This is a genomic window from uncultured Pseudoteredinibacter sp., assembly GCF_947502065.1.
Lineage (GTDB): Bacteria > Pseudomonadota > Gammaproteobacteria > Pseudomonadales > Cellvibrionaceae > Pseudoteredinibacter.
This window is the reverse complement of the sequence record NZ_CANMYE010000002.1, coordinates 253,873-274,343: the sequence shown is the minus strand read 5'-3', so window position 1 is coordinate 274,343 and position 20,471 is coordinate 253,873. Positions and strand designations below refer to the sequence as shown.

The 20,471-nt window shown below is 45.4% G+C and carries 18 protein-coding genes; 14 read left to right on the top strand and 4 right to left on the bottom strand.

Features of this window, described 5'->3' with window-relative positions; all coding sequences use genetic code 11:
* Positions 1 to 59 precede the first annotated feature (59 nt).
* Complete coding sequence (locus Q1A41_RS07965) at positions 60 to 398, top strand: PadR family transcriptional regulator (RefSeq protein WP_299976894.1); 339 nt, start codon at positions 60 to 62, stop codon at positions 396 to 398.
* Positions 391 to 1,083, top strand: a complete 693-nt coding sequence (locus Q1A41_RS07960) for a hypothetical protein (RefSeq protein WP_299976890.1) — start codon at positions 391 to 393, stop codon at positions 1,081 to 1,083. Before Q1A41_RS07965 ends, Q1A41_RS07960 begins: the two co-directional genes overlap by 8 nt.
* A gap of 46 nt (positions 1,084 to 1,129) precedes the next feature.
* On the opposite strand, the gene Q1A41_RS07955 is transcribed toward Q1A41_RS07960, so the two are convergent.
* Positions 1,130 to 2,023 (bottom strand): LysR family transcriptional regulator, encoded by an 894-nt coding sequence (locus Q1A41_RS07955; protein WP_299976887.1) that lies wholly within the window; start codon positions 2,021 to 2,023, stop codon positions 1,130 to 1,132.
* Positions 2,024 to 2,201: 178 nt separating this feature from the next.
* Here Q1A41_RS07955 and Q1A41_RS07950 point away from each other — a divergent pair, with 178 nt between their 5' ends.
* From Q1A41_RS07950 to Q1A41_RS07900, 11 genes are all read left to right on the top strand, one after another.
* Entirely contained in the window at positions 2,202 to 3,380 is a 1,179-nt protein-coding gene (locus Q1A41_RS07950; RefSeq protein WP_299976884.1) for an acyl-CoA dehydrogenase family protein, read from the top strand.
* A gap of 26 nt (positions 3,381 to 3,406) precedes the next feature.
* A complete protein-coding gene (locus tag Q1A41_RS07945; protein WP_299976881.1) occupies positions 3,407 to 4,543 on the top strand; it encodes an acyl-CoA dehydrogenase family protein in 1,137 nt (378 codons plus the stop codon).
* A gap of 209 nt (positions 4,544 to 4,752) precedes the next feature.
* A complete protein-coding gene (locus Q1A41_RS07940; protein ID WP_299976878.1) occupies positions 4,753 to 6,087 on the top strand; it encodes a hypothetical protein in 1,335 nt (444 codons plus the stop codon).
* Between the two features lie 75 nt (positions 6,088 to 6,162).
* The gene (locus Q1A41_RS07935; protein WP_299976875.1) at positions 6,163 to 7,257 is read left to right on the top strand and encodes a transporter substrate-binding domain-containing protein; all 1,095 of its coding nucleotides are present in this window, start codon (positions 6,163 to 6,165) and stop codon (positions 7,255 to 7,257) included.
* A 9-nt stretch (positions 7,258 to 7,266) separates the two neighbouring features.
* Positions 7,267 to 7,818: a hypothetical protein gene (locus tag Q1A41_RS07930; protein ID WP_299976872.1), complete on the top strand. Its 552-nt coding sequence runs from the start codon at positions 7,267 to 7,269 to the stop codon at positions 7,816 to 7,818.
* A gap of 71 nt (positions 7,819 to 7,889) precedes the next feature.
* On the top strand, positions 7,890 to 8,696 hold the full coding sequence (locus tag Q1A41_RS07925; RefSeq protein ID WP_299976869.1) for an FAD-binding oxidoreductase: 807 nt from the start codon (positions 7,890 to 7,892) through the stop codon (positions 8,694 to 8,696).
* On the top strand, positions 8,647 to 9,228 hold the full coding sequence (locus Q1A41_RS07920) for a hypothetical protein (RefSeq protein ID WP_299976866.1): 582 nt from the start codon (positions 8,647 to 8,649) through the stop codon (positions 9,226 to 9,228). The genes Q1A41_RS07925 and Q1A41_RS07920 overlap by 50 nt, the downstream gene beginning before the upstream one ends.
* Positions 9,229 to 9,232: 4 nt before the next feature.
* Positions 9,233 to 9,613 carry a hypothetical protein gene (locus tag Q1A41_RS07915; protein ID WP_299976863.1) on the top strand — a complete coding sequence of 127 codons (381 nt, stop codon included), beginning with the start codon at positions 9,233 to 9,235 and terminating at the stop codon, positions 9,611 to 9,613.
* A 16-nt stretch (positions 9,614 to 9,629) separates the two neighbouring features.
* Positions 9,630 to 10,637, top strand: coding sequence for an AraC family transcriptional regulator (locus Q1A41_RS07910; RefSeq protein ID WP_299976861.1), 1,008 nt, complete (start codon positions 9,630 to 9,632; stop codon positions 10,635 to 10,637).
* 174 nt (positions 10,638 to 10,811) lie between these two features.
* Positions 10,812 to 11,192: a BlaI/MecI/CopY family transcriptional regulator gene (locus Q1A41_RS07905; RefSeq protein ID WP_299976858.1), complete on the top strand. Its 381-nt coding sequence runs from the start codon at positions 10,812 to 10,814 to the stop codon at positions 11,190 to 11,192.
* A gap of 52 nt (positions 11,193 to 11,244) precedes the next feature.
* Positions 11,245 to 12,477 (top strand): M56 family metallopeptidase, encoded by a 1,233-nt coding sequence (locus Q1A41_RS07900; RefSeq protein ID WP_299976855.1) that lies wholly within the window; start codon positions 11,245 to 11,247, stop codon positions 12,475 to 12,477.
* Positions 12,478 to 12,555: 78 nt separating this feature from the next.
* Here Q1A41_RS07900 and Q1A41_RS07895 read toward each other — a convergent pair whose 3' ends face one another.
* Positions 12,556 to 13,326 carry a S1/P1 nuclease gene (locus Q1A41_RS07895; RefSeq protein WP_299976852.1) on the bottom strand — a complete coding sequence of 257 codons (771 nt, stop codon included), beginning with the start codon at positions 13,324 to 13,326 and terminating at the stop codon, positions 12,556 to 12,558.
* A gap of 140 nt (positions 13,327 to 13,466) precedes the next feature.
* Here Q1A41_RS07895 and Q1A41_RS07890 point away from each other — a divergent pair, with 140 nt between their 5' ends.
* Complete coding sequence (locus Q1A41_RS07890) at positions 13,467 to 17,669, top strand: EAL domain-containing protein (RefSeq protein WP_299976849.1); 4,203 nt, start codon at positions 13,467 to 13,469, stop codon at positions 17,667 to 17,669.
* Between the two features lie 25 nt (positions 17,670 to 17,694).
* Here Q1A41_RS07890 and Q1A41_RS07885 read toward each other — a convergent pair whose 3' ends face one another.
* Entirely contained in the window at positions 17,695 to 19,371 is a 1,677-nt protein-coding gene (locus tag Q1A41_RS07885) for an amidohydrolase (RefSeq protein WP_299976846.1), read from the bottom strand.
* A 204-nt stretch (positions 19,372 to 19,575) separates the two neighbouring features.
* A complete protein-coding gene (locus Q1A41_RS07880) occupies positions 19,576 to 20,436 on the bottom strand; it encodes a TraB/GumN family protein (protein ID WP_299976843.1) in 861 nt (286 codons plus the stop codon).
* Positions 20,437 to 20,471: the final 35 nt, after the last annotated feature.

Genomic DNA, 20,471 nt, shown 5'->3' with positions numbered 1-20,471 from the left:
TTCTTGCATCTACAGCAATATATACTACTTTATAGTAATAATAGTTGGAGAGTAGTTATATGCCAAAAGATGAGTTACAACTCGGTGAGTTCGAACAGTATGTATTGTTAGCGGTATTGTCGCTAAAAAAGGGCGCCTATGGTGCAAGCATCCGTCAACAATTACACGAGGCCATATCTCGCGATGTGAGCTTGGGAGCGTTGTATGCCACGATAGAGCGCTTAGAAAAAAGGGGGTTAGTCTCAAGTAATCTCGATGGGGCCACTGCTAAACGTGGTGGTAAGGCTAAGCGAATGATTGAAGTGACGGCTATCGGTAAAAAAGCTCTGCAGCGAAGTCGTCAACAATTAACCACTATGTGGGGCTTGGCGCAGTTGCGAGGTATTACTTATGTCTAGTTGGCTTTTAAAACTCTGTTCTGGCCTGTTGCGATTGTGTTTGCCTCTTCATGTCGCCGATGCTTTGATAGGTGATCTGTACGAGGAATACAATACCAAGCGACTTGATGGCGGTGTTAATAAGGCCCAAATGTGGCTGCTAAGCCAAACAGCGCGAAGCATATGGCCGTTTTTGCTTAGTACATCATATACGCTAAGGGCCATTATGATGCTTCAAGGACTATTTGTTTTTATGGTCTTGGCTATTGCGATTATGTATCTTAGTAATATGGATGATGCATCTCGCTTGAGTGTTGAATTTTGGCCGCAGTGGATGGCAGGCAAGCCCCACCAGTTGTTTCTAGAGCAAGATTTTTGGCAGTTTGCTTTTGCACGTGAACTTCATGAAAGTAATATTCAAATGTGGTTAAACCCCTTGTCGATGGCCTATGCTGGCTTAGCTTGGATGCTAATCAAACGTTTTGAAAAGCAAATAAAGCCATCGCTTATTGTGCACCTTTTCTTTGTCGCGGGGCTTATGGCTCTACCGTATCTATGGGGCGTGCTCATTTTTATTTTGTTTCAACCGGAAATACGTTTAACTGGGCCAATTGTGGTGAGTATGTGGTTTCCTATTTTGTATTTGGTTTTGCCGCTAAGTTGGTCCCTGGCGAATAGTGTAAGCTATCGTCTAGGTCTTAGCTGATAGGATCAATATTGGGGAGTGCCGCACGCTATTCAAGCTATTCCCTTTATTCAAACTGCTCTTGGGCAACTATTTCTAAAGCAATCTGCGCCAATAGTGGCGCTAAGTGGCGCTCGTCGTCGGCTCGCCAGCAACTGATAAAGGGAAGGGGGGCTGGGCTCGGTTTTACATCCAGTTTTTCTAACTTGCCATTTTGTACGGCTTTGCTGGCGGCCGCTTCAGGTATTAAAGCGCTGCCAAGGCCCTGTTCTGCCAGTGGCAGCAGATTCGCCAATGAACTGCAGCTGTGTAGGCGCACCTCGTCTAGCTCGGCTTCGGCTAGCATTCGTTGCAATTGGCTACCCGGTAAGCTATTGCGCGGAAAGCTCAACAGAGGGTGCTTGCTTAGTTCGGCCAGGCTTATTTGGCCATGCCAATTGCTAGTAAGGCTTGGGCTGCTTACCCAACATAGTGGGTATTCAATAAGTGGCTCACTGCACAACTCATCGCTCTGCCTTGGGCCAACGACGAAGGCAAGATCGAGTTGGTGTTTTAAAAGCTGCTGATTCAGGTTGTTACTGACATCCACGCAGATCTCAAATTCCATCAAGGGTAAGCGCTCTTGCCAGCGACTTAGCATGCTGGTTAGCCATAGATGGGCTAAGGTATCGGATACCCCTATGCGCGCAATGCCTCGCTCGGGAAGTACATCACGTAGCTGCTCTTTCATATCTTGCTGGAGCGAGCACATCTTCTGAGCTAGTGGCAGCAGCTGCTGGCCTCGGCTGGTAAGGCGGGTGCCGCTGGCATCTCTTTCAAAGAGTTGTACACCCAGCTCGTTCTCAAGTGAGTTAATTCGGGCTGATATGGCCGGTTGCGAGCTATGTAGCTGTTTGGCGGCGGCGTGAAAACTGCCCAATTGGGCCACCTTTACAAAGCTAATGAGGTTCTTAATTTGCATAATAAATCATTCGACTTGCCAGATCGCCCAGCTGTCACTTTTTGCTAAGAAAGCTGTCACTTTAACATAAAGATGTTTGTGTTTATTCGCTCTACACTAGAACGTGAAAGATAAATGGATTACTGAGGCGATGATGCCCAGTGAGCACCGGTCGTAGAACAACAATGAGGACAGCAAGGTGGATATCAACTTTAGCGAAGCGGAACTTGCTTTTCGCGATGAAGTACGTGCCTTTTTGAAGGACGCTTGGAACGAAGAATTGGCCAGCCAAGCGAAACAGCCTGGTAGCTATAAAGATGTACAGGTTGCTTGGGAGCGTAAGCTCAATTCGAAGGGCTGGGCTGCACCACTGTGGCCAGTAGAACACGGTGGCGCTGGTTGGACTCCCACCCAAAGCTATATTTTTGAAAATGAGCGCGCCGCAGTAGGTGCACCTGACGTATCGCCGTTTGGTCTAAAAATGGTAGGCCCGGTAATTTACAGCTTTGGTAACGATGCTCAGAAAGAGCGCTTTTTACCGCGAATTCTGAACGCTGATGATTGGTGGTGCCAAGGTTATTCTGAGCCGGGTGCTGGTTCGGATTTGGCTTCTCTGAAAACCAAGGCCGAGCGTGATGGCGATCATTATGTCATTAACGGCGCGAAGATTTGGACAACATTAGCTCAGCATGCCAACTGGATGTTCTGCTTGGTGCGTACCAGTAGCGAAGGCAAGCCTCAGCAGGGCATCAGTTTTATCCTTATCGATATGACAAGCCCAGGTATTACCGTGCGTCCAATCGTAACGATTGACGGCGAGCACCACTTGAATGAGGTCATTTTTGAAGAGGTACGCGTACCTGTTGAAAACTTGATCGGAGAAGAAAACAAAGGTTGGACATACGCTAAGAGCCTGTTAGCCCATGAGCGTACCGCGATTGCCGGTGTGGCTGACTCTAAGCGTAACTTGGCTGAGGTGAAGAAACTGGCTGCCGCCGAAGTTAATGGTGGTCGCGCCATGATTGAAGATCCTATCTTCCGTCAGCGTATCTGTGACATAGAAATCGACCTAATGGCTCTGGAGTTTACCGAACTGCGAGTATTGGCATCAATGTCTAAGGGCAATGGTCCGGGGGTTGAATCATCATTATTGAAACTAAAAGGTACCGAGATTCAACAGTCTATTCAGGAGTTGAAGTTAGACCTTGCCGGTTACTTCGGTACGGTTGTACAAGATGGTGCTAGCAATGAGCAGGTTGGCCATGACTTTGGTGATGTTGCGCGCCGTGGCTTTATGATGAGCCGTGCTGCCACCATTTATGGTGGTTCTGATGAAGTTCAGAAGAACATTACTGCTAAATTTGTACTGGGCCTTTAAGCCAGCGACCTAAAAGGATAAAAGCAATGAATTTTGATTTCTCTGAAGAGCAGCAAATGCTCAAAGACAGCGTCGCTCGCTTTGTACAAGATGAGTACGATTTTGAAGCGCGCAATAAAGTAGTAGCTAATGAAGCAGGTTTTAGTGATGAAAATTGGCAGAAATTTGCCGAGCTGGGCTGGTTGTCCATTCCATTCGCAGAAGACCTTGGCGGCTTTGGTGGTGGAGCTACCGATACCATGGCGGTAATGGAAGAAATGGGCAAGGGCTTAGTTGCAGAGCCATTTGCAGCATCGGTATTAATGTTCGGTGGTTTGTTGCAAGCCAGTGCGCAGAGTGAAGAGCGTGATGCCTTGATCGCTGCCGTAATTGATGGCTCTTTACAGGGGGCCGTTGCTTACGCCGAGCCGCAATCTCGTTACGAGCTAAAAGATGTAAAGTGCGCCGCTAAGGTAGAAGGCGATACTTATCGCTTAAGTGGTGAAAAATCACTCGTTTTGAACGCCGTGTCGGCCAATAAAATTATTGTAAGTGCCCGTGTTAGCGGTGATCAAAATGATGAGCAGGGTATTGCGCTGTTTTTAATCGATGCTGATGCAGAAGGCCTAAGCAAGACGGCACTGCGCACTATGGATGCACAGTTAGTTGCTAACCTGAAGCTTGAAAATGTCCCTGCCCAAGCGATTTGCGGTGCTGATGAAGGTTTGGCGATGTTGCAACAAATGCGCCAACAGCTCATTGTTGCCTTGGCGGCGGAAGCTCTAGGAATTATGGAAAAACTAAACGCGACTACTTTGGAATACTGTAAAACGCGTAAACAGTTTGGCGTTGCTATTGGTTCGTTCCAGGCCTTGCAGCATCGTATGGTTGATACGTTTATGGCCGCCGAGCAATTTAAATCGATTCTGTATCGCGCCGTTTGCTCGATCGAGCAAAATGAGAGTGCTGACTCCATCGAGATTAACGTCGCAGCGCTTAAGGCAATGCTGGGCAAGGCCGCCAAGCATATTGGTGGTGAAGCTGTTCAGTTGCACGGTGGTATGGGAATGACCGATGAGCTAGATGTTGGTCACTACGTACGCCGTTTGCTTAGCATTAATGCGGCGTTTGGTGATGGCGACTATCATCAGCAGCGCTTTGCAAACTTGAGCTTAGCATCATAAAGCGCAATGCCATGGTGTCGTAGGTAGTTACTGCGATCACTACGCTGTATCGAAAGGGCTGCAATTCATTGCGGCCCTTTTTCTTTTAGCAGTTGTGCTATTCCATGAATACCACACTGCAATGTTCAGATTGTCAGCTATGATCAGTACTCTATAATGTCATCGCTCTATAATAAATGGAGCCTTAAAGACGGACTCTGAGATTTTTCATGTCAAAATCTACCATTGCTATTCGCACTTTATTACCGATTCATGTGCCTTTATCGCTTAACCCCGGTATAAATCGTCGAGCGAGTGAATTTGATGAAGGTTTGCGCAAACAACTGGCAAAACATACAGATTTAAGCCTGCCCAAACCTAAGCAAACCCAAGAATATGAAAGTGTCAATGCAGATAGCTGGGAGTCTCGCCTATGTATCTGGCAGCGGCCGGATTTAAACCCAGATCTAAAAGTACATGTATTTGCCAACAGCATCGCTGTAGCTGAGTTAAAGCTCAATGTGCCATATAACAATGATCATGAAGCTTTAGAAAAAGACTGTCAGCGCCTTTCTAAGGAGCTTATGGATGAGCTGTATCCAGAGCTTGTGCTAGCGATAGAGCGTTTTGTCGCGCAGGATGATGAAGATCTTTTCACGTTGCTGCCTGATTGGCAGCAAGATCTAAAAGTCTTTTGGATTTCCAGAACCATTATGCTGAAGCAAGAACAGCTGCAGGAACAAAGCATAAAAGATCTATTGAATAACTGGCTTTCCCACACCCATCGCCCACAAGATGCTGCAGACATTATTGCCACTAAAAAAGATCATTCACTGACCTGGTTGAATTATGTGCTGGTGGATTATCGTGACCCTTGGGACATAGTGGAAGGAGTAGTGGAAGGAGTAGTGGAAGAAATAGTGGAAGAAGGTGAGGGCGGTAACGAAAAGGGGGTTGGAATGGCGCGCCCCGAAGCTAAGCAAAAAGAAGATCCGCGCTTAGATGCTATGATTCTTGCTCAGTATTACTATACCGCGCAAGAGTACTGTAACCAGCGCCTAAGTGCCTCGATCGACTCAGCGTATAACCATGATTCTATTGAGGAGGTGCAAGAGCAGCTATCAGATAGCCGCTTAATATCACGTCTGCATCAGGTTGATTATTATGAGCACTTGAAGTTTCTTACGCGCCCCAAGCGTTTATTATTAGAAGGGATTTTAGATTGTTGGGATTATTCTGCTTTGCAAGATAACTCCCAACGTATGATTGATATTTGCTCCAGTCGAATAGAAGAGGTAGAGAGCCGCAAGCGCGAACGTGCTTCTAGGTTGACGGATTTCTTGCTAGTGGCATTGAGTTTCTTTGCGGTATTTGAGCTTTCTCTTTATTTGATGGAGTTAAGTCGTGAAATGATGTCCCGGCCGGCACTGAGTTATACCGATGAAAACTCTTCGCTATTCCTAGAGGTGATCGCTAATGTCGATACCGACGTAATGTTCGGGACGGGTTTTGCTCTTACCTTGTTATTGGTGCTGGTTTATCAGTTTATTAAATCGCGAGAGTAAGTCTCTATTTGGGCTTGCTAGTATTGCCCATCGATTTTAGCTGCTTTTTACTCGTTTTAGGTTTTGGAGTTTCGAATGATGTGTTTATCGAGAGGAGCGCTGCGTTACGTTGCGGTGCTTGCTGTATTACTTCTAGGGCCTTTATCTGTATTGGCACAAACATCGACGCCAGCTGAAAAAGAGAGAGCCAAGAACGCTGTTGATAAACAGGCAGCTACTAAAGTGCTTGGCGCCGAGCAAACGATTTTGACCAATACCTGGGCGCCTTATATCAATAGCCAGGATGAAGAAATTGGTCAGGCCGCACAGGTATTAGAACTGATTTTTCGCTATAGCGATGTGCAGGCAACATGGCAGTATGTGCCCTATGAGTTGGCCTTTTATGAGGTGAGCGAAGGGCAGCAACTTTTGTCTTACCCCTATTTTAAAACCGTCGAGCGCGCCGAAAAAGTGCTCTATTCGGACGCCATTTTTACAGTAGCCAGTCAGGTATTCTATAACCGTCAGTATTTGAGTCAGCAGCAGGCAAAAGACGCTTTAGATAAGCGTCAGCGTATAGGGCGAGTTGCCGGCTATAGCTATGGTGCCTCATTGGATAAAATGATCACCAAGGCAACAATATATAACAGCGAAAAACGGGCATTGACCGCATTGTTCAACGGCGAGATAGATTTACTGCCCATGACCCAGAGCGTTATGAATCAACTCTTAGAAAATGATTACAAAGAGCGTAAGCAGTTGATACGACCAATCAAGGGTCTGATTGATAATTCGAGCATGTATTTGGTGGCCGCAAAAAATACCCAGGGCAAACTTATTATAGATCGCGTAAATAAGGCTCTAGCTCGCTTAAAAAAGGCCGGTTTAAGTAGCCTGCAAAATGAACCTTTCGAAACCCCCGATTCTATTGATATTGCTAAATTGGTCACTTCAGAAGGCTACCCCTCTATCTTGGGGCAGAGCGCAGAGCCAGGTGGCAGTGTAGAATACTTTACACTACCTTTGGGTACACAAGTGATTGTTCTTTCCTGGAGCGAAAATATGTTGCGCCCAGCAAGCAATGATCGCTTATATCACCATATGATGGATTTGAGTAGGGTACTGGTACTCAATGGCCCCCACGTAGGTAAAGAGTTGTTTGTTCGCAATATGCATATTGAGCTGCAGTAGGGCAGTAGAATGATTGAGCTATTGGGCTGGTTTGGCACCATTTTGTATTTGGCGAATCATGCCTACCTATCTATTTCGAAAGCCCACAGCAAGCCTTTGTATTTCGGTGCCAATGCCTTGGCGGCCGCTTGTTTGGTTTTTAGCTCTTTAGCTCTACTATCCTGGCAGGCGGTCTTTAATAATTTCTTTTGGTTTGTAATCAGTGCCTTGCTATTGCTACAGGTCGATTTAAAGCGTCTGCCTGTTAGCCCAAGAGTGTTTTATGTCCTGTTTAGCCTATTGCTGATTTACTTGTTGGTCGACCTTCTACGTTTTCACGAGTTAAATGCATCGACATTAAGTTGGAGCTCGGTGCTGTGTTTTGGCATGGCTTACCTCTTGATGAGCTCTCAAAAAATATCGGTTTTGCAGTATCTATATTGGAATATATACGCAGCAATTGCTTTTCTTCCCCAGCTATGGCTCGATCAAAATATAGCCGTGTTCGCCCTTGAATTATGCTGGGCGGCTATTTCTATTTTCGGGGTGTGTAGGCGGCACTTGGCCCCAGATGCCCACTAATTGTCCCCAAAGGACAATTCTTAGTTGCGCTTATTTCTTACCATGCTCCCAAGTGAATTTGGAATCATGCTATGAAAATAAACCGACGTAATTTATTACTTGGCGGCGCCGTTGCAACAGCGGCGCCCGGTTTGGCGGGTTTACTCTCAAGCTCTACTGGCATAGAGCTCCCCAAGCGGCGCAGCGGTGGCCCTAGTCTGTGGCAGAATCTTGGTGGCAGGCTACCGGATTTGCCTTCTCTGCAGCAGTCTCATACTGCCGATATTTGCATTGTGGGTGGTGGTTATACTGGGCTTTGTGCAGCTATTTATCTTAAAAAAATGCAAGCCAGTTTGCGAGTGATGGTGTTGGAATCTCATCAGTTGGGGGCGGGTGCTAGCACAAGAAACTCTGGTGCGGTTTATGCTAAGTTCACGGGTATTGATGATCAGAGTTTTGCCGAACAAGGCTTGCAGCACTTTAAAAATTTCCTACAAAGTGAGTCTGTCGACTGTGATTTTCAGCCGGCCAATACGCTCTATCTATACAAAGACGATTCACAGCGCAAAGCGGCCCAAAATAACCAAAAAACAAATGAGCAATGGATAACAGACGACAAGCTCAAGCGTGCCATTGCCAGTGATTTTTACGCAGCGGCAAAAGTGGGGAGGGGCTTCTATAAGCTTAATCCTGCCAAGTTATTAAGTGAATACCGCCGTATTGCGCTGGCGCACGGTGTAGAAATCTATGAAAACACTCCAGTGCTGGGGGTCAATTACCAGGGTTCATCTTTAGATGTGCAAACAGCTTTAGCCCGTGTTTCTTGTGCTAAGGTTTTGTTGGCCACAAATGCCTATACTCCGCGTTTGGGCCAAGGTATTTCCGGTACATCAATATAGTTGTGCAAGCGATAAGTTAAGCCCTAGGCAGATAAGGCAATTTGCGCTTGATAAATGGGATCTGCGTTTTGAGCCTAATACTTTGCCTATCACTTTTGGGCTAAGTACAACGGGCCATTTCTTTTTGCGGATTGTATTGGGTTATGCCAGCAATGATACAACCGAGTGGAAGGATTTATCATATGCCCGTGAGCTGGTGCATAAGTACTTTTATCAGCGTTACCCCAGGTTACGTGGCATAGGACTGCCAAACGAGTGGCATGGTGTTACGGCCCATACGGTTAGTACTCAGTCTATTGCATCACCGGTAGCAGCTGAGCAAGGTGACATGGTCTATTTCTGCGGTGCTTATAATGGCTTGGGCATTATGCCCAGCCACTACAGTGCTTATCTTACGGCTAGAAAAATAGTTGGCATTGCAGATTTGGGCTGGTATTCGCTGAGTCGATTAAATCAGCAGTTATCCTTTCCTCCTGATTATTATCGTAGCCTAATGCTTAAAGGCAGTTTTAACCTCTTAAATAGTTTGTGATCTCATGTTAACTAAGTCTTTCAATTCCTATTGGGCCGTGTCTCTTGATGCCTTGTGTTTGCTATTCTCCGGTGCGCATGCTCTGGCCGTTATAGTGAGCTTTTATCAAGGGCACTATATTATTCCAAGCGTTCTCTGTGTCGGCGCTATCTTGCTATACATTGTGGGGCAAGCGGGCTTTGCCGGGCAGCTATGGGCTAAAAAGATCTTGTTTATCGCAACTGTACTAATATGCTTACACTTATTCTTCGCCTTGTTTCATGCCATAACGCCTAAGCATTATCTCGGTGAGTACTTTTATCCGGTTTATGGCGGCGTACTTGCTATACTGCTGGTCTTATTGCTAGGGTATAAGCGCGGTAACCCGCAGATTAAATTTCTATAAACGCCGGTGCGGCGCCATGACCGAAGCCATAAAACCCAATGTAAATCGTTTTATTGATGCCTGTTATAAACTGGGTTTGAATCCAAAGCCGATTTTGCAAGAGATGGCTTATAGCGTGGCCGATTTGCTTTCAGGGCAGCAAACGCTTTCTACCCGCGACTATCTACAATTTCTCAATGCCATGTCTGATCATTATCAGCGTCGTTTTTTAGCGGTAGAGTTGGCCGAGCTGATGGACGAAAGAGATATTGGCATACTTATCTATATGTTACGAAGCGCCAGTAATATTGGCATGGTGATTCAGTTACTATCGCGCTTTATTAGTTTGGTTTCGCCTTCGGCCGAGGTCTCCTTACATGAAGCCGAAAATAAGCAGCAATATCTTCTGTGCTACAGCTACCCAGGTTTGCCTGCTGATTTATGCGCCCAGGATATTGAAGGCACTTTGGCGCAGTTTGTTATGTTGTTTCGCCAAGTGTTAGAGCAGGAACATTGGCAAGCTAGTCGTATTTGTTTTGAACATCAAGCAAAGACTGATTCTGATCTGCTTAATTACCCCTTTGCGCGTGAAGTGTCTTTTGCTACCACCTGCAACGGTCTATATTTTGATAAGCAGCTATTAACTTATCCCATTAAAAGCCGAGACTTAAAGCTGTTGCAGATCTTAGAGGCCAGCGCGATTGAGAGTCTAGAGGCAATTGTTAGTGATGATATTGTCACTAAGGTTAGCGCTTATATTGCAGCCAGCTCAGATATAGCAAAGCTGAGTGTAGAAAGGCTTGCGAAAGAGCTGGGCTATAGCCGCCGCAATCTTTGTCGCCTATTGGCTCAGCAGGGCAGTAGCTTTAGCAAGCTTAAAGAAGCTGAGTTGATGAAGCTTGCTTGTGACAGCCTTCTCAATAGTCGTGCTTCTATATCTCTTATCGCCCAAAGCTTGGGCTATTCCGATTCCAGTGCCTTTAATAGGGCGTTTAAACGGGTTCACCGCTGTACTCCCCGCCAGTTTCGTGAAAGCGCTCAATAGGCTCTAGTCGCTCCTTAGTTATCCTTTAGTTTTTCTCAAGTCGCAGGCTAAACATCTTCTAACTATGCACTTATTTGATAAAAATATTTGCAATCTCTACACTTGTAGATACTATATCTACAAGTGTAGAGATGAGTGCTCTAGATGTGGCGATAAAACTAGAAAGGTGGCCGAATGGAATTTAGCGATTTTGAGTTAGAGGTAATGCACTGCTTTTGGGGGGCTGAGCATCAAAGTGCGCCGCAAGTGCATAAGAGTATTTGTTCTAAAAGGGATATTAGCTACTCGGCGGTTAAAACGATCATTGATCGTTTAGAAAAGAAGGGCGCTTTAATGCGTGCCGCCCAGGAAGGGCGCACTATCTATTATGCGGCGGCCGTTGAACGCGGCAAGGTTCGATTACCGATGATAAAGCAGTTTATTAATAAAGTGTTCTTGGGTAAGAGCCAGAGTTTAGCCGTACACCTCTTGGAAGAAGAGGATCTGTCGCTGGATGATATTCAGTATCTGGAAAAAATTCTAAAAGAACGTAAAAAGGCCTTAAAAGATGGTTAATTATCTTTTGTACTGCAGTCTTTTTAGCATTTTTAGTTTGCTGCTGTTACGTATGCCTAATATTCACCCCGTGCTTCAGCGATCTCTTTGTGCGGTAGCCATTGGGCTTTGGGTTATACCTTGGCCCTACTTTTCGAGTTTGCTCTCTGCTCCTGCGATTGAGCTTATTTCCTACAGCCAGCTGGAAACTACTGCGGCACCGGCAATTAAGCAAGCTGCTTATGCGCAGGGTGTCGATATTGATCGATTTCTCTTAGGGTCGATAGTATTGCTCTGTGCAGCAGGTCTTGTTGTCCACATTATTAGAGTGAATCGACACTTGGCTTTTTGTAAGTCATTGATCGAAACCGCGAATCCCGACCTTAAACTTCAAGGCCGTTATGGTGGGAACATTTTATTAAGCGAAAAGCTGGAGTCTGCCATATTGGTAGGGGTTTTTCGGCCAAGCATTATCTTGCCTAAGAATGTAAAAAATACTGAAGAGCTTAACTTTATGTTGGATCATGAGTTAAACCATCGTCGGCATTATGATCATTGGAAAGTTGCTTGTTTGGCTTTGCTGGAATCGTTGTTTTTTTGGAATCCTCTATTAAGAGCATTGGTCAATATGCAACGCAATTTGATAGAAGCTAGGTGTGATGCGCAAGTGGCGAGAGGTGCGGCCGAGGCCTACCGCGCTATGCTGGGACGGGTAGCACTTACCGAAAAGGGTTTTAATCAAAGCTGCTCGATGGCGATGGGCAGCATAATCTGGAGACTGAAAGTCATGGAGAGTTCGATGAATGCTAAATTACTAAACTTAAAAAACAGCTTGTTTTCAATACTCATGCTGGCCTTGCTTGGGCTTACAATTCCTAGTTTATTGGGGAGTTCAATTGTGGCTGCATCAAGTTCTAAATCCGAGGGGGCTGCCTTAGAGTTATATGTTGAAACTAAGCGTGTAGGTGCCGAACAAGTACACACAAGCTCGACAAAAACAGAGCTTTGGATACATTACGATAAAGAGATAAAAATGGCCTTCGGTAATGACTTTGAGCTGCGCCTTAAGCTTATCAAGCAAAAAGATAATGCCGTATTTTTGGCAACCACCTTGCTGGATCTAACGCTTGAAGAGCAAGTCATCAGTGAGCCGCAATTGATGGTCGAGCTGGGTAAAACGGCCACAATTGAAGTGGGTGACGAAAATTGGCGCTATATGGCTGTTTTTAAAGTTGATGAAGCACCAGTGCCAGAGGGGCAAGGTGTATCGAATCAAGAGCTAGGCTTTAACTTTATGAAAGACTAGCAAAGGGGCCAAGTTTAAAGATATGGAGTTATCTTTAAACTTGGTTTGCTTGCTATTGAATTACTTTTGGGGGCAAGGCTAGCTCTTAGCCATTTCATTCAAGTAACAGGCCAAACGCACACCGCCTTGCATTAATCGCTTGCGCAAGATTGGGCGGGCCTTATAAATATACTGCCACTTCACGCTCTTTCGGCCAGGATACAAGCCTTCATTTAAATCTCGGCTTTCTCTCGCCCATATCATTGGGTCAGTTACACACCAATCTTTTGCTTGCTGGGCGTTGATTTTAGGTTGTAGCCATGATGCCCATTCGGTATAAGAAAGTTTTTCATGGTCGATCAACTTGGTATCCCAGACACTGTGTAGATTGGTATCTTCGCCGAAAAACTTCAGCTTTACATCGTTGCCTCCACGATCTTTACCATTACCAGCATGAAAAGGTTGATGAAGGTCGGTAATGATATGTACTGCGAAACGTAAGGCTTTTTGGCGCTCTTCCAGCGAGCGGTTTTTGTCTTTTATTATTTCGCTAAAGTCCTTCAAAGCCGAAATAGCATCGCCGTTTTTATTATGCTCGCGCTCATCCTCAGGCAGAGTAACAAAGTGCAGCCACATGGATTGTCGCTGCCAGAAAGTGCTTGGGTTGGAACGCATATAGTCAGGCCAGGTGGAAGCCTCGGCTAAAGTCTCTACTCCTAAAATCGATTTCACTAGTGCTTTCGCGTCTTCACTTAAGTAGTGCTCAGAAATCTGGCTGCTGATGCGATGCCCTTGTTTGCCCCAAGCCGCAGCAAACTGGCTGCCAGCTATCGATACTAGGGTAAAAATTATGACGCTTAGATGGCGCATATGGGTCTCCTGTATTTAGTTCGGAGGCAATTATAAGTCTGAAGTATTACAAAATCACGGATTCCGTAAATCTGCTTACAGGTTAACTGGGGGAGCTTGGTCAATAGCCTTCGATAATCCAACTTTAGTTGTATGGTCTGGTGGCGCGCATCATTCATACTGGCGGGGTGGTTAAAAAAGAGTCTGGTTGTCTTGTTGGCCACTACGTCCTATATGTATTGTTTAAGGTCATGGCTGAGATGCGAACAGTATTTATCACATTTTTAGTTTTTCTTTCGAGTACAGCTTACGGGCAGTTTATGCCCTCTAAAGAGCTTTTCAGTTACCAGAAAGATATCGCATTCATCGATGATTTAATTTATTCGGTCGCCGAAGACAATGACGGGTATTGGTGGATTGGTACCAGTGGAGGCCTAGTCAGATATGATGGCACTAATAGCCAAAGAATCTTATCTAGAGCCGGTGAACCCTTAGCCGGATTAAAGGTAAATCGCCTGCTTATTGATGGTCACTTCTTATGGTTGGGCTTTTTGAGTGGGGGCGTGGCCAAGCTCAACTTACAAAATTACCAACTAAGCTTTTATCGTGAGCAGGGTGAAGACCGATCTTCGCCCGGTTTGTTAGGAACGCTTGTAGTGGATATGGCTATTGATGAAAGTGGTGTGCTTTGGGTTGGCACTGAATCTGGATTGAATAAGTACTTAGCAGAAAGTGATAGCTTTGCGAGTTATAAAATAGATTTACCGTCAGATTCTTCAATATATAGCGTTGGTATTCGAATGGCGATGCAAGATCGCTTCGGACGCATTTGGGTGGCTACTATGAAGCACGGCTTGCGGTTTCTAAGTAGAGAAGGCGATTTTCAAACATCAAAAGGTAAGCTAAAGATTTCAGACGATTTACTTCAACAAGTTAATGCCCCTGGTAATCTGCGTTTCATAAAAGAGGATGCTCACGGTAATGTATTGCTGCTCTTGAAAAATCGATTCCTAAAACTCAGTCAAAGTGGGCGCTTATTAGCAAACATAGAGTTTGCTACAGCTAGTTTTGTCGGCCAAAGGGCTTTAGGGATGGCTTTTGATTCTTTGGGTGATATTTGGGTGAGAACAGAGGCCGGGGGAGTCTTCATGGTAAAGGCCGATTTTTCGAATTACCAATACTATGAAGTGCTAGATCCAGGAGGCAAGCCAAAGTCCTCCCTGCAAACTGACTTGTTTGTAGCAGATAGTGGTAATTTGGTCATCGCTAATCTTAATTTAGGGTTGGATTTTATTAGCTCGGCGTACTTGAATGAATTCAAAATTGTAAAAAACGCCATTACATCAGCTGATAGTAGGGAGACTTCTTCTGGTTACAGTGGTGTTTTTCTTGAGGGTGGTCGAGATTTCACATTCATTTATGATGGTAATGAATACAAGATTTTTAATCACAAGGGAAACTTAGAAAAAACCATAAGAGTGCCAGTTTCCGCTAAGCACACGACAGTAGCCTGGGGAATGTTTTGGCTATGCAATGAAGACGGCCTATTTAGCTTTGATCCAAATAATGGAAAATTAGAGAAATTAGACTCCGGCTACTTTGGATTTACAACCTTTTCTGAAAAAGAAGGGCTATTTATTGTTGGTGAGGATGGCGTATACCTTTTATCTAAGCCAGAGGGAGAGCTTCAGCCAGTTGGGGTTCCAGAAGGTTTTGAACCGATTACAGTTACCTTGTACCCGAGCAGGGATGGATCTTTTTGGTTAAATAGTGGTGGTATTCCTAGTTACTTCGAAAAAACCGCAATGTCGTTCATAAAACCTATGGGCTGGCGGAATATCGATGACTTAGACACTGGTAATGATGGTTTTATTGAGAGTGGCTATTACTACAATATTGGGCATCGTGTTTCTAGGTCCAAATTACAGTGGCAAGGAGACAATTGGTGGTTGATGCCTCCTGAAATTATTCAGGAAGACAATCGTTTAGGGGATGTGGCCAAGGTCTATAGCTCGGATACGGGGCTTTGGTTTATCAGTCAGAAAGGCAGCAAGCTGGGATATCTGGATTACAAATATAACACTGTCAATTACTTTGATGCGCGCCAGGGATTTCCACGAAAAAGCGGCACGGCCCTGATCTCTGTGTCTAGATCCAATCAACTTACATTTCTGGATGGGGCGGATATATATAAGCTGCGTCTTCCGTCAATTGCTAAGCCACGCCAAAATCGAGTGCTTGTAACGGGTATTAGAGTAGGTAATCACAATGAGGAGAGCCAAGCCTACAGCTATAATCCAGGTTCTATCTCTCTCTCGGCGGATGAGCAGTCGCTACATATAGAGTTCAGCAATTTCAAAAGCAGAGAAAATAAAGAGTTCTTTGCCCGCTATCGTCTGATAGGAGTAAACGATAAGTGGGTAGAGACCTTTAGTGATGTGGTCTCTTATGCTGCGTTGGATAGCGGGCACTATCGCTTTGAAGTACAAACTATTGATGGCACTGCTTTGGTAGACGATATCCAAATAGTCATCGCGAGCCCTTGGTGGAGAAGTTGGTGGGCATACGCAGTGTATTTTACAGTTTGCTTCTCTATCGTATTGGCGTTCACTTATCAAAACCTTACTAGATTACGCCTTAAACGTCAGAAAGAAGCTGAAATTTCGATTTATTCACAGGGGTTTGAGAGTATTGACCAAGGTGTATCTATTGTAAGCTCGACGGGTGCCTTGATGTCGAAAAATAGAGCTTTCAATTATCTATTTGGCAATAGTGACTGTGGGGTTTTGACGACGATTAACGATATGGCAAATTCGGTAGCATCACGTGAATTGCTGCTTCGAGGGTGGGAGATTTTATGCAAAGTAGGGCATTGGTCTGGGAAGCTAGAAATGCTCGAAGGAAACAAAGCGCTGTACATAGATGTACGTGGCTTTTCGATCAAAGATAGTGAAGATGGTAAGTTTATGCTGTTGGTTACTGATGTTAGTGACAGCATACGCAATGAAAATAAATTAAAAGCACTATCTACTAGTGATGATTTAACAGGTTTGCCTAATCGACGCTACCTGCTGCAAGAGCTCAAAGCTCGAATCGAGCATATCGCAAGGCACGGGGGTAAATTCTCACTGCATTTTCTAGATGTAGATCGATTTAAGAATATTAATGATAGTTTTGGTCATTTCTTCGGAGATCAATGCTTAAGATTGCTTTCTATTCGATTAAGAAATTCTTTGATGGAAGGGGAGTTTATTGCTCGCTTGGGTGGCGATGAGTTTGTTGTGATTAGTGCTATATCTCCATTTCACAATGCTCATTCTTTAGAAGAAAAAATTCTTGAGCAAGTTGTTGAGCCGTTGACAGTTGACGGCAAACCTTTATATGTATCATTGAGTGTAGGGTATGTTGTTTGTCCTGATCAGGCCGCAAGCAGTAGTGCGCTTATGAGAATGGCTGATTTGGCGATGTACTGCAGTAAGGAGCGAGGTGGTAATCAAGCAACGCACTTCATGGAGGACATGAGCGAGAAGCCACTGCGGAAAGTATCTTTGGAAAATGAGCTTCGCATGGCTGTAAATAGCCAGCAACTTGAAGTTCACTTTCAGCCGAAAGTTGATCTTGCTGCAGGTAGAGTCTGCGGTTTCGAAGCGCTTATTCGCTGGCGCACAGATGAGCGTGGATTAATATATCCGGGTGGGTTTATCGAAGTGGCTGAGGAGACTGGCATTATTGTCGAAATGGGATGGCAGGTTTTGGATTTGGTCTGCATACAGCTCGACACTTGGCGTAAGTCGGGTTTAACTTTGCTGCCTGTTGCTGTAAATGTCTCGGCAAAGCAACTTGCGCAATCAGGCTTTGCTGAGGAGCTTAGCTATCGTTTAAGGCAACGGTGTATAGAAGCCCGATATATCGAGATTGAAGTGACGGAAACAGCATTCGCGTCAGATATTGAATATGTCATCAGGCAGCTAGCTATACTGAGTGAGCGTGGCCATGTGATTTCAATAGATGACTATGGTACCGGTTATTCCTCGCTCTCTTACATCAGTCGTTTACCGGTCGATAGTATTAAGATTGATCAGAGCTTTGTTAGCGGTATAGTTGACGACGAAAATAAATTTAATATCGTAAAAAATACTATAGCGCTAGCCGCAAGTTTGCAGCTTAAAATTGTTGCAGAAGGGGTTGATTCAAATGCAGCGCATGAGAAGTTATTAGATTTGGCTTGCGATATTGGCCAAGGGTTTTATTATTCGCCCGTTTTAACAGGAGGAGATAGAGAGCTTATAAAAATGTTGCTTCAACCAACCATAATAATGGCCAATAAAAATAAGCCTGATATTAATCAGGCTTTGGCGGATTAAAGACCATTATTAGTTTCTTTGCGACTTAAAGGTTTTCCTGATAAGCAATTTGCCCATCAATAATAGTAAACAGCACCTTGGTTTCGAGAATTTTTTCACCTTCGACGGTCATAATGTCATCGGCGAATATCGTTAAATCAGCGAGCTTGCCGACTTCAATGCTGCCCCTCAAATTTTCTTCAAAGGCTGCGTAGGCGGGCCATAGGGTAAACATTTTTAACGCATTTTCGCGGCTAACAGCCAGTTCTGGGTGCCAGCCCTTGCCTTGAAAGCCGCGGGTATCCTTACGCAAACTCGCAGCGTAAAATTCTATTCTTGGATCGCCAATTTCTACTGGGGCATCAGAGCCGCCGGCAATAACCAGCCCCTTATCTAAGAGACTCTGCCATGGGTATGCGTTTTGTAATCGCGCTTTACCTAGGCGATCTGGCGCGAAATGCAGATCGCCAATAGCGTGCGAGGGCTGCATGGAAGGTATGATGCCCAACTGTTTAAAACGGTCTTGATCTTCAGGAGTAATGTTTTGAGAATGCTCGATGCGCCAGCGCGGGTTTGCGATTGCCCATTGGTCTCTGGGTACGCTGTGGAAGGCTTTTTCATACCAGTCGAGAACTAAACGATTGGCCAGATCGCCAATAGCATGAGTTTGTATTTGAATGCCCGTGCGAAGCGCTTTTTGCAAAATCGGCATAATGGTTTGCTCATCGATTAACAGCAAGCCTTTGCCTTTGGCATCATGGTAAGGTTCGATTAATGCGGCACCGCGGGAGCCTAGTGCGCCATCAGAATAGAGCTTAATGCCTCTGGCACTGATCCAGTGGCTTTCATCTATTTGCGCTTTTTCTTCTAAGAGTTTATCGGCGTCGCTACCTTGGCTAAGCGCATAATAAACGCGGTGTGCTAACTTGCCTTCTTTTTGTAGCTCTTTTAATAATTCTAAATCTTGCCAGCTGCCCCCGGCGTTTTGGGTTTGGGTCCAGCCGAGTGCGACATTTCGAGCTAGGCCTTTAGCGAGCGCGCCTTTGTCGTCGGCCCTGGAGTTCTTGGGAATCAGCTGCTCTACCAAAGCCATGGCATTATCAACCAATAAGCCGGTGAGTTCGCCCTTAGCGTTTTTTTCAATGGCGCCACCTTCAGGCGCCGTGGTGCTGGTATCGATGCCGGCCAATTTTAGGGCTAGGCTATTGGCCACCGCTGAATGGCCGTCGGCTCGTTTTATATAAGCGGGGCGATCGCTCACTACGGCATCAAGATCGGCGATGTTTGGGAATCTTTTTTCTGGCCAAAGTTTTTCAATCCAGCCTCTGCCTACTACCCAGTTATTGTTTGGGTTAGCTTTGGCGAAATCGCTAACGGCTTGTAGGGTTTCTGCAAGGCTGTTGATACCCTGCAGGTTTAGGCTTTTTTCCCGATAGCCAATGCCTTTTAAGTGTACATGGGCATCGCTAAAGCCTGGGTAGATGGCGCCGGATTTTAGCTTGAAGTGTCTTGCGCCGTCGCATAGCTGCAGGGGCTCTAAGCTCACTGCGCTGATTTTATTACCCTTGATCGCGAGGTGTTTGGCTTTTGGAAATTTATCGTTGGCGGTGTAAATATTACCACTAAAGGCTAAATCTGCGTCGATACAGTCTTTGGCGGCCCAGCCTTGGTTGCTCACTAGGGCCATGACTAGACTGCTGCTGATAATAATCGATTTATGCACGGGCTTATCCTTTGCTGGCTAAAGGCTGGTTTAGTGGAACGGCTTACAACAATTCCAATTTAACCAAGGGGCGGAATTTGATCAAGTGTTTAGCGGGGGAGGGCCGATCTTGAGGCTTGGCTTGGAGTAAAATATTTGTGCTTCCGACCCGAAAGTTCGGGCCGGGATAGCTGCCGTTAAATCTAGATGAGGCAATAAAGAACCTTATGGCAGTTGTTCCAGTTGGTGCCCATTCGCCTGGAGTTGTTGTAATAGGCCATCTTCGCCTACTAGATGTAGCGCGCCGACCAGCACAAACTCGACATCGGCATCATCATTGTAATCAGCAAGCTCTGTCATCCAATTGTTATTGCGATCGGTAAGCAGGCGCTTAAAGACATTGGGGAATTCGCTTTTCCACTCTTGAATACCAATCGCCACTAACTTAGCGTTGTCGCCTGAGCGCCATGCGTCCTTCATGTCACGAATCATTGCGGGGATTTCTTCTAAGTCGTCTAAAGTTTGACGAATCATCTCATCTTCCTGACCTTCGCCCATATTGGCAATAAAATCCATATGAGCATTAAGCTCCTCTAAGGATTCAAGGCCCTTTTGATCTTGCCTGGCTTTATTCGCAAAGAACATATCAACCCCTTCTTCAGCGAGGCCATTTCTGCGCAGCTCAATCAAAGTGAGCGTCATTACTGTCATGCCGATGCGAAAGCGAGTAATTTGATTGGTGGGGACGCCCCGGGCGGCAAAGAAATTGTCCAGCCGTTGATAGGTTTCAGGGCTGAGCTTTTGACGTAGGTTCTCGCCAGCGGGGTAGAGTAATTTACGCAAAAGCTGGGTTTGATTACCCGAGTCTTTCATCTGTTCTATATCGGTTTCAAAAACCAATGTGCTGGCTTCGCGATAAGCCTGCTCGAAGGCATTGGGTAGGGGATAATCCGATTCAGCTAGTAGGTGGATGGTGCCACCAAGATAGAAGTGATTGTCGCCCTTGCTAATTTTCCAAACCGGGCTGGCAGCGAAGCTACTAAGGCTCAGGCAGAAGCTGCACAGGCCTAAAATCAAATTTTTCATGGCGTCCTTCATTTAGTCGATAAGGCAACGATTTT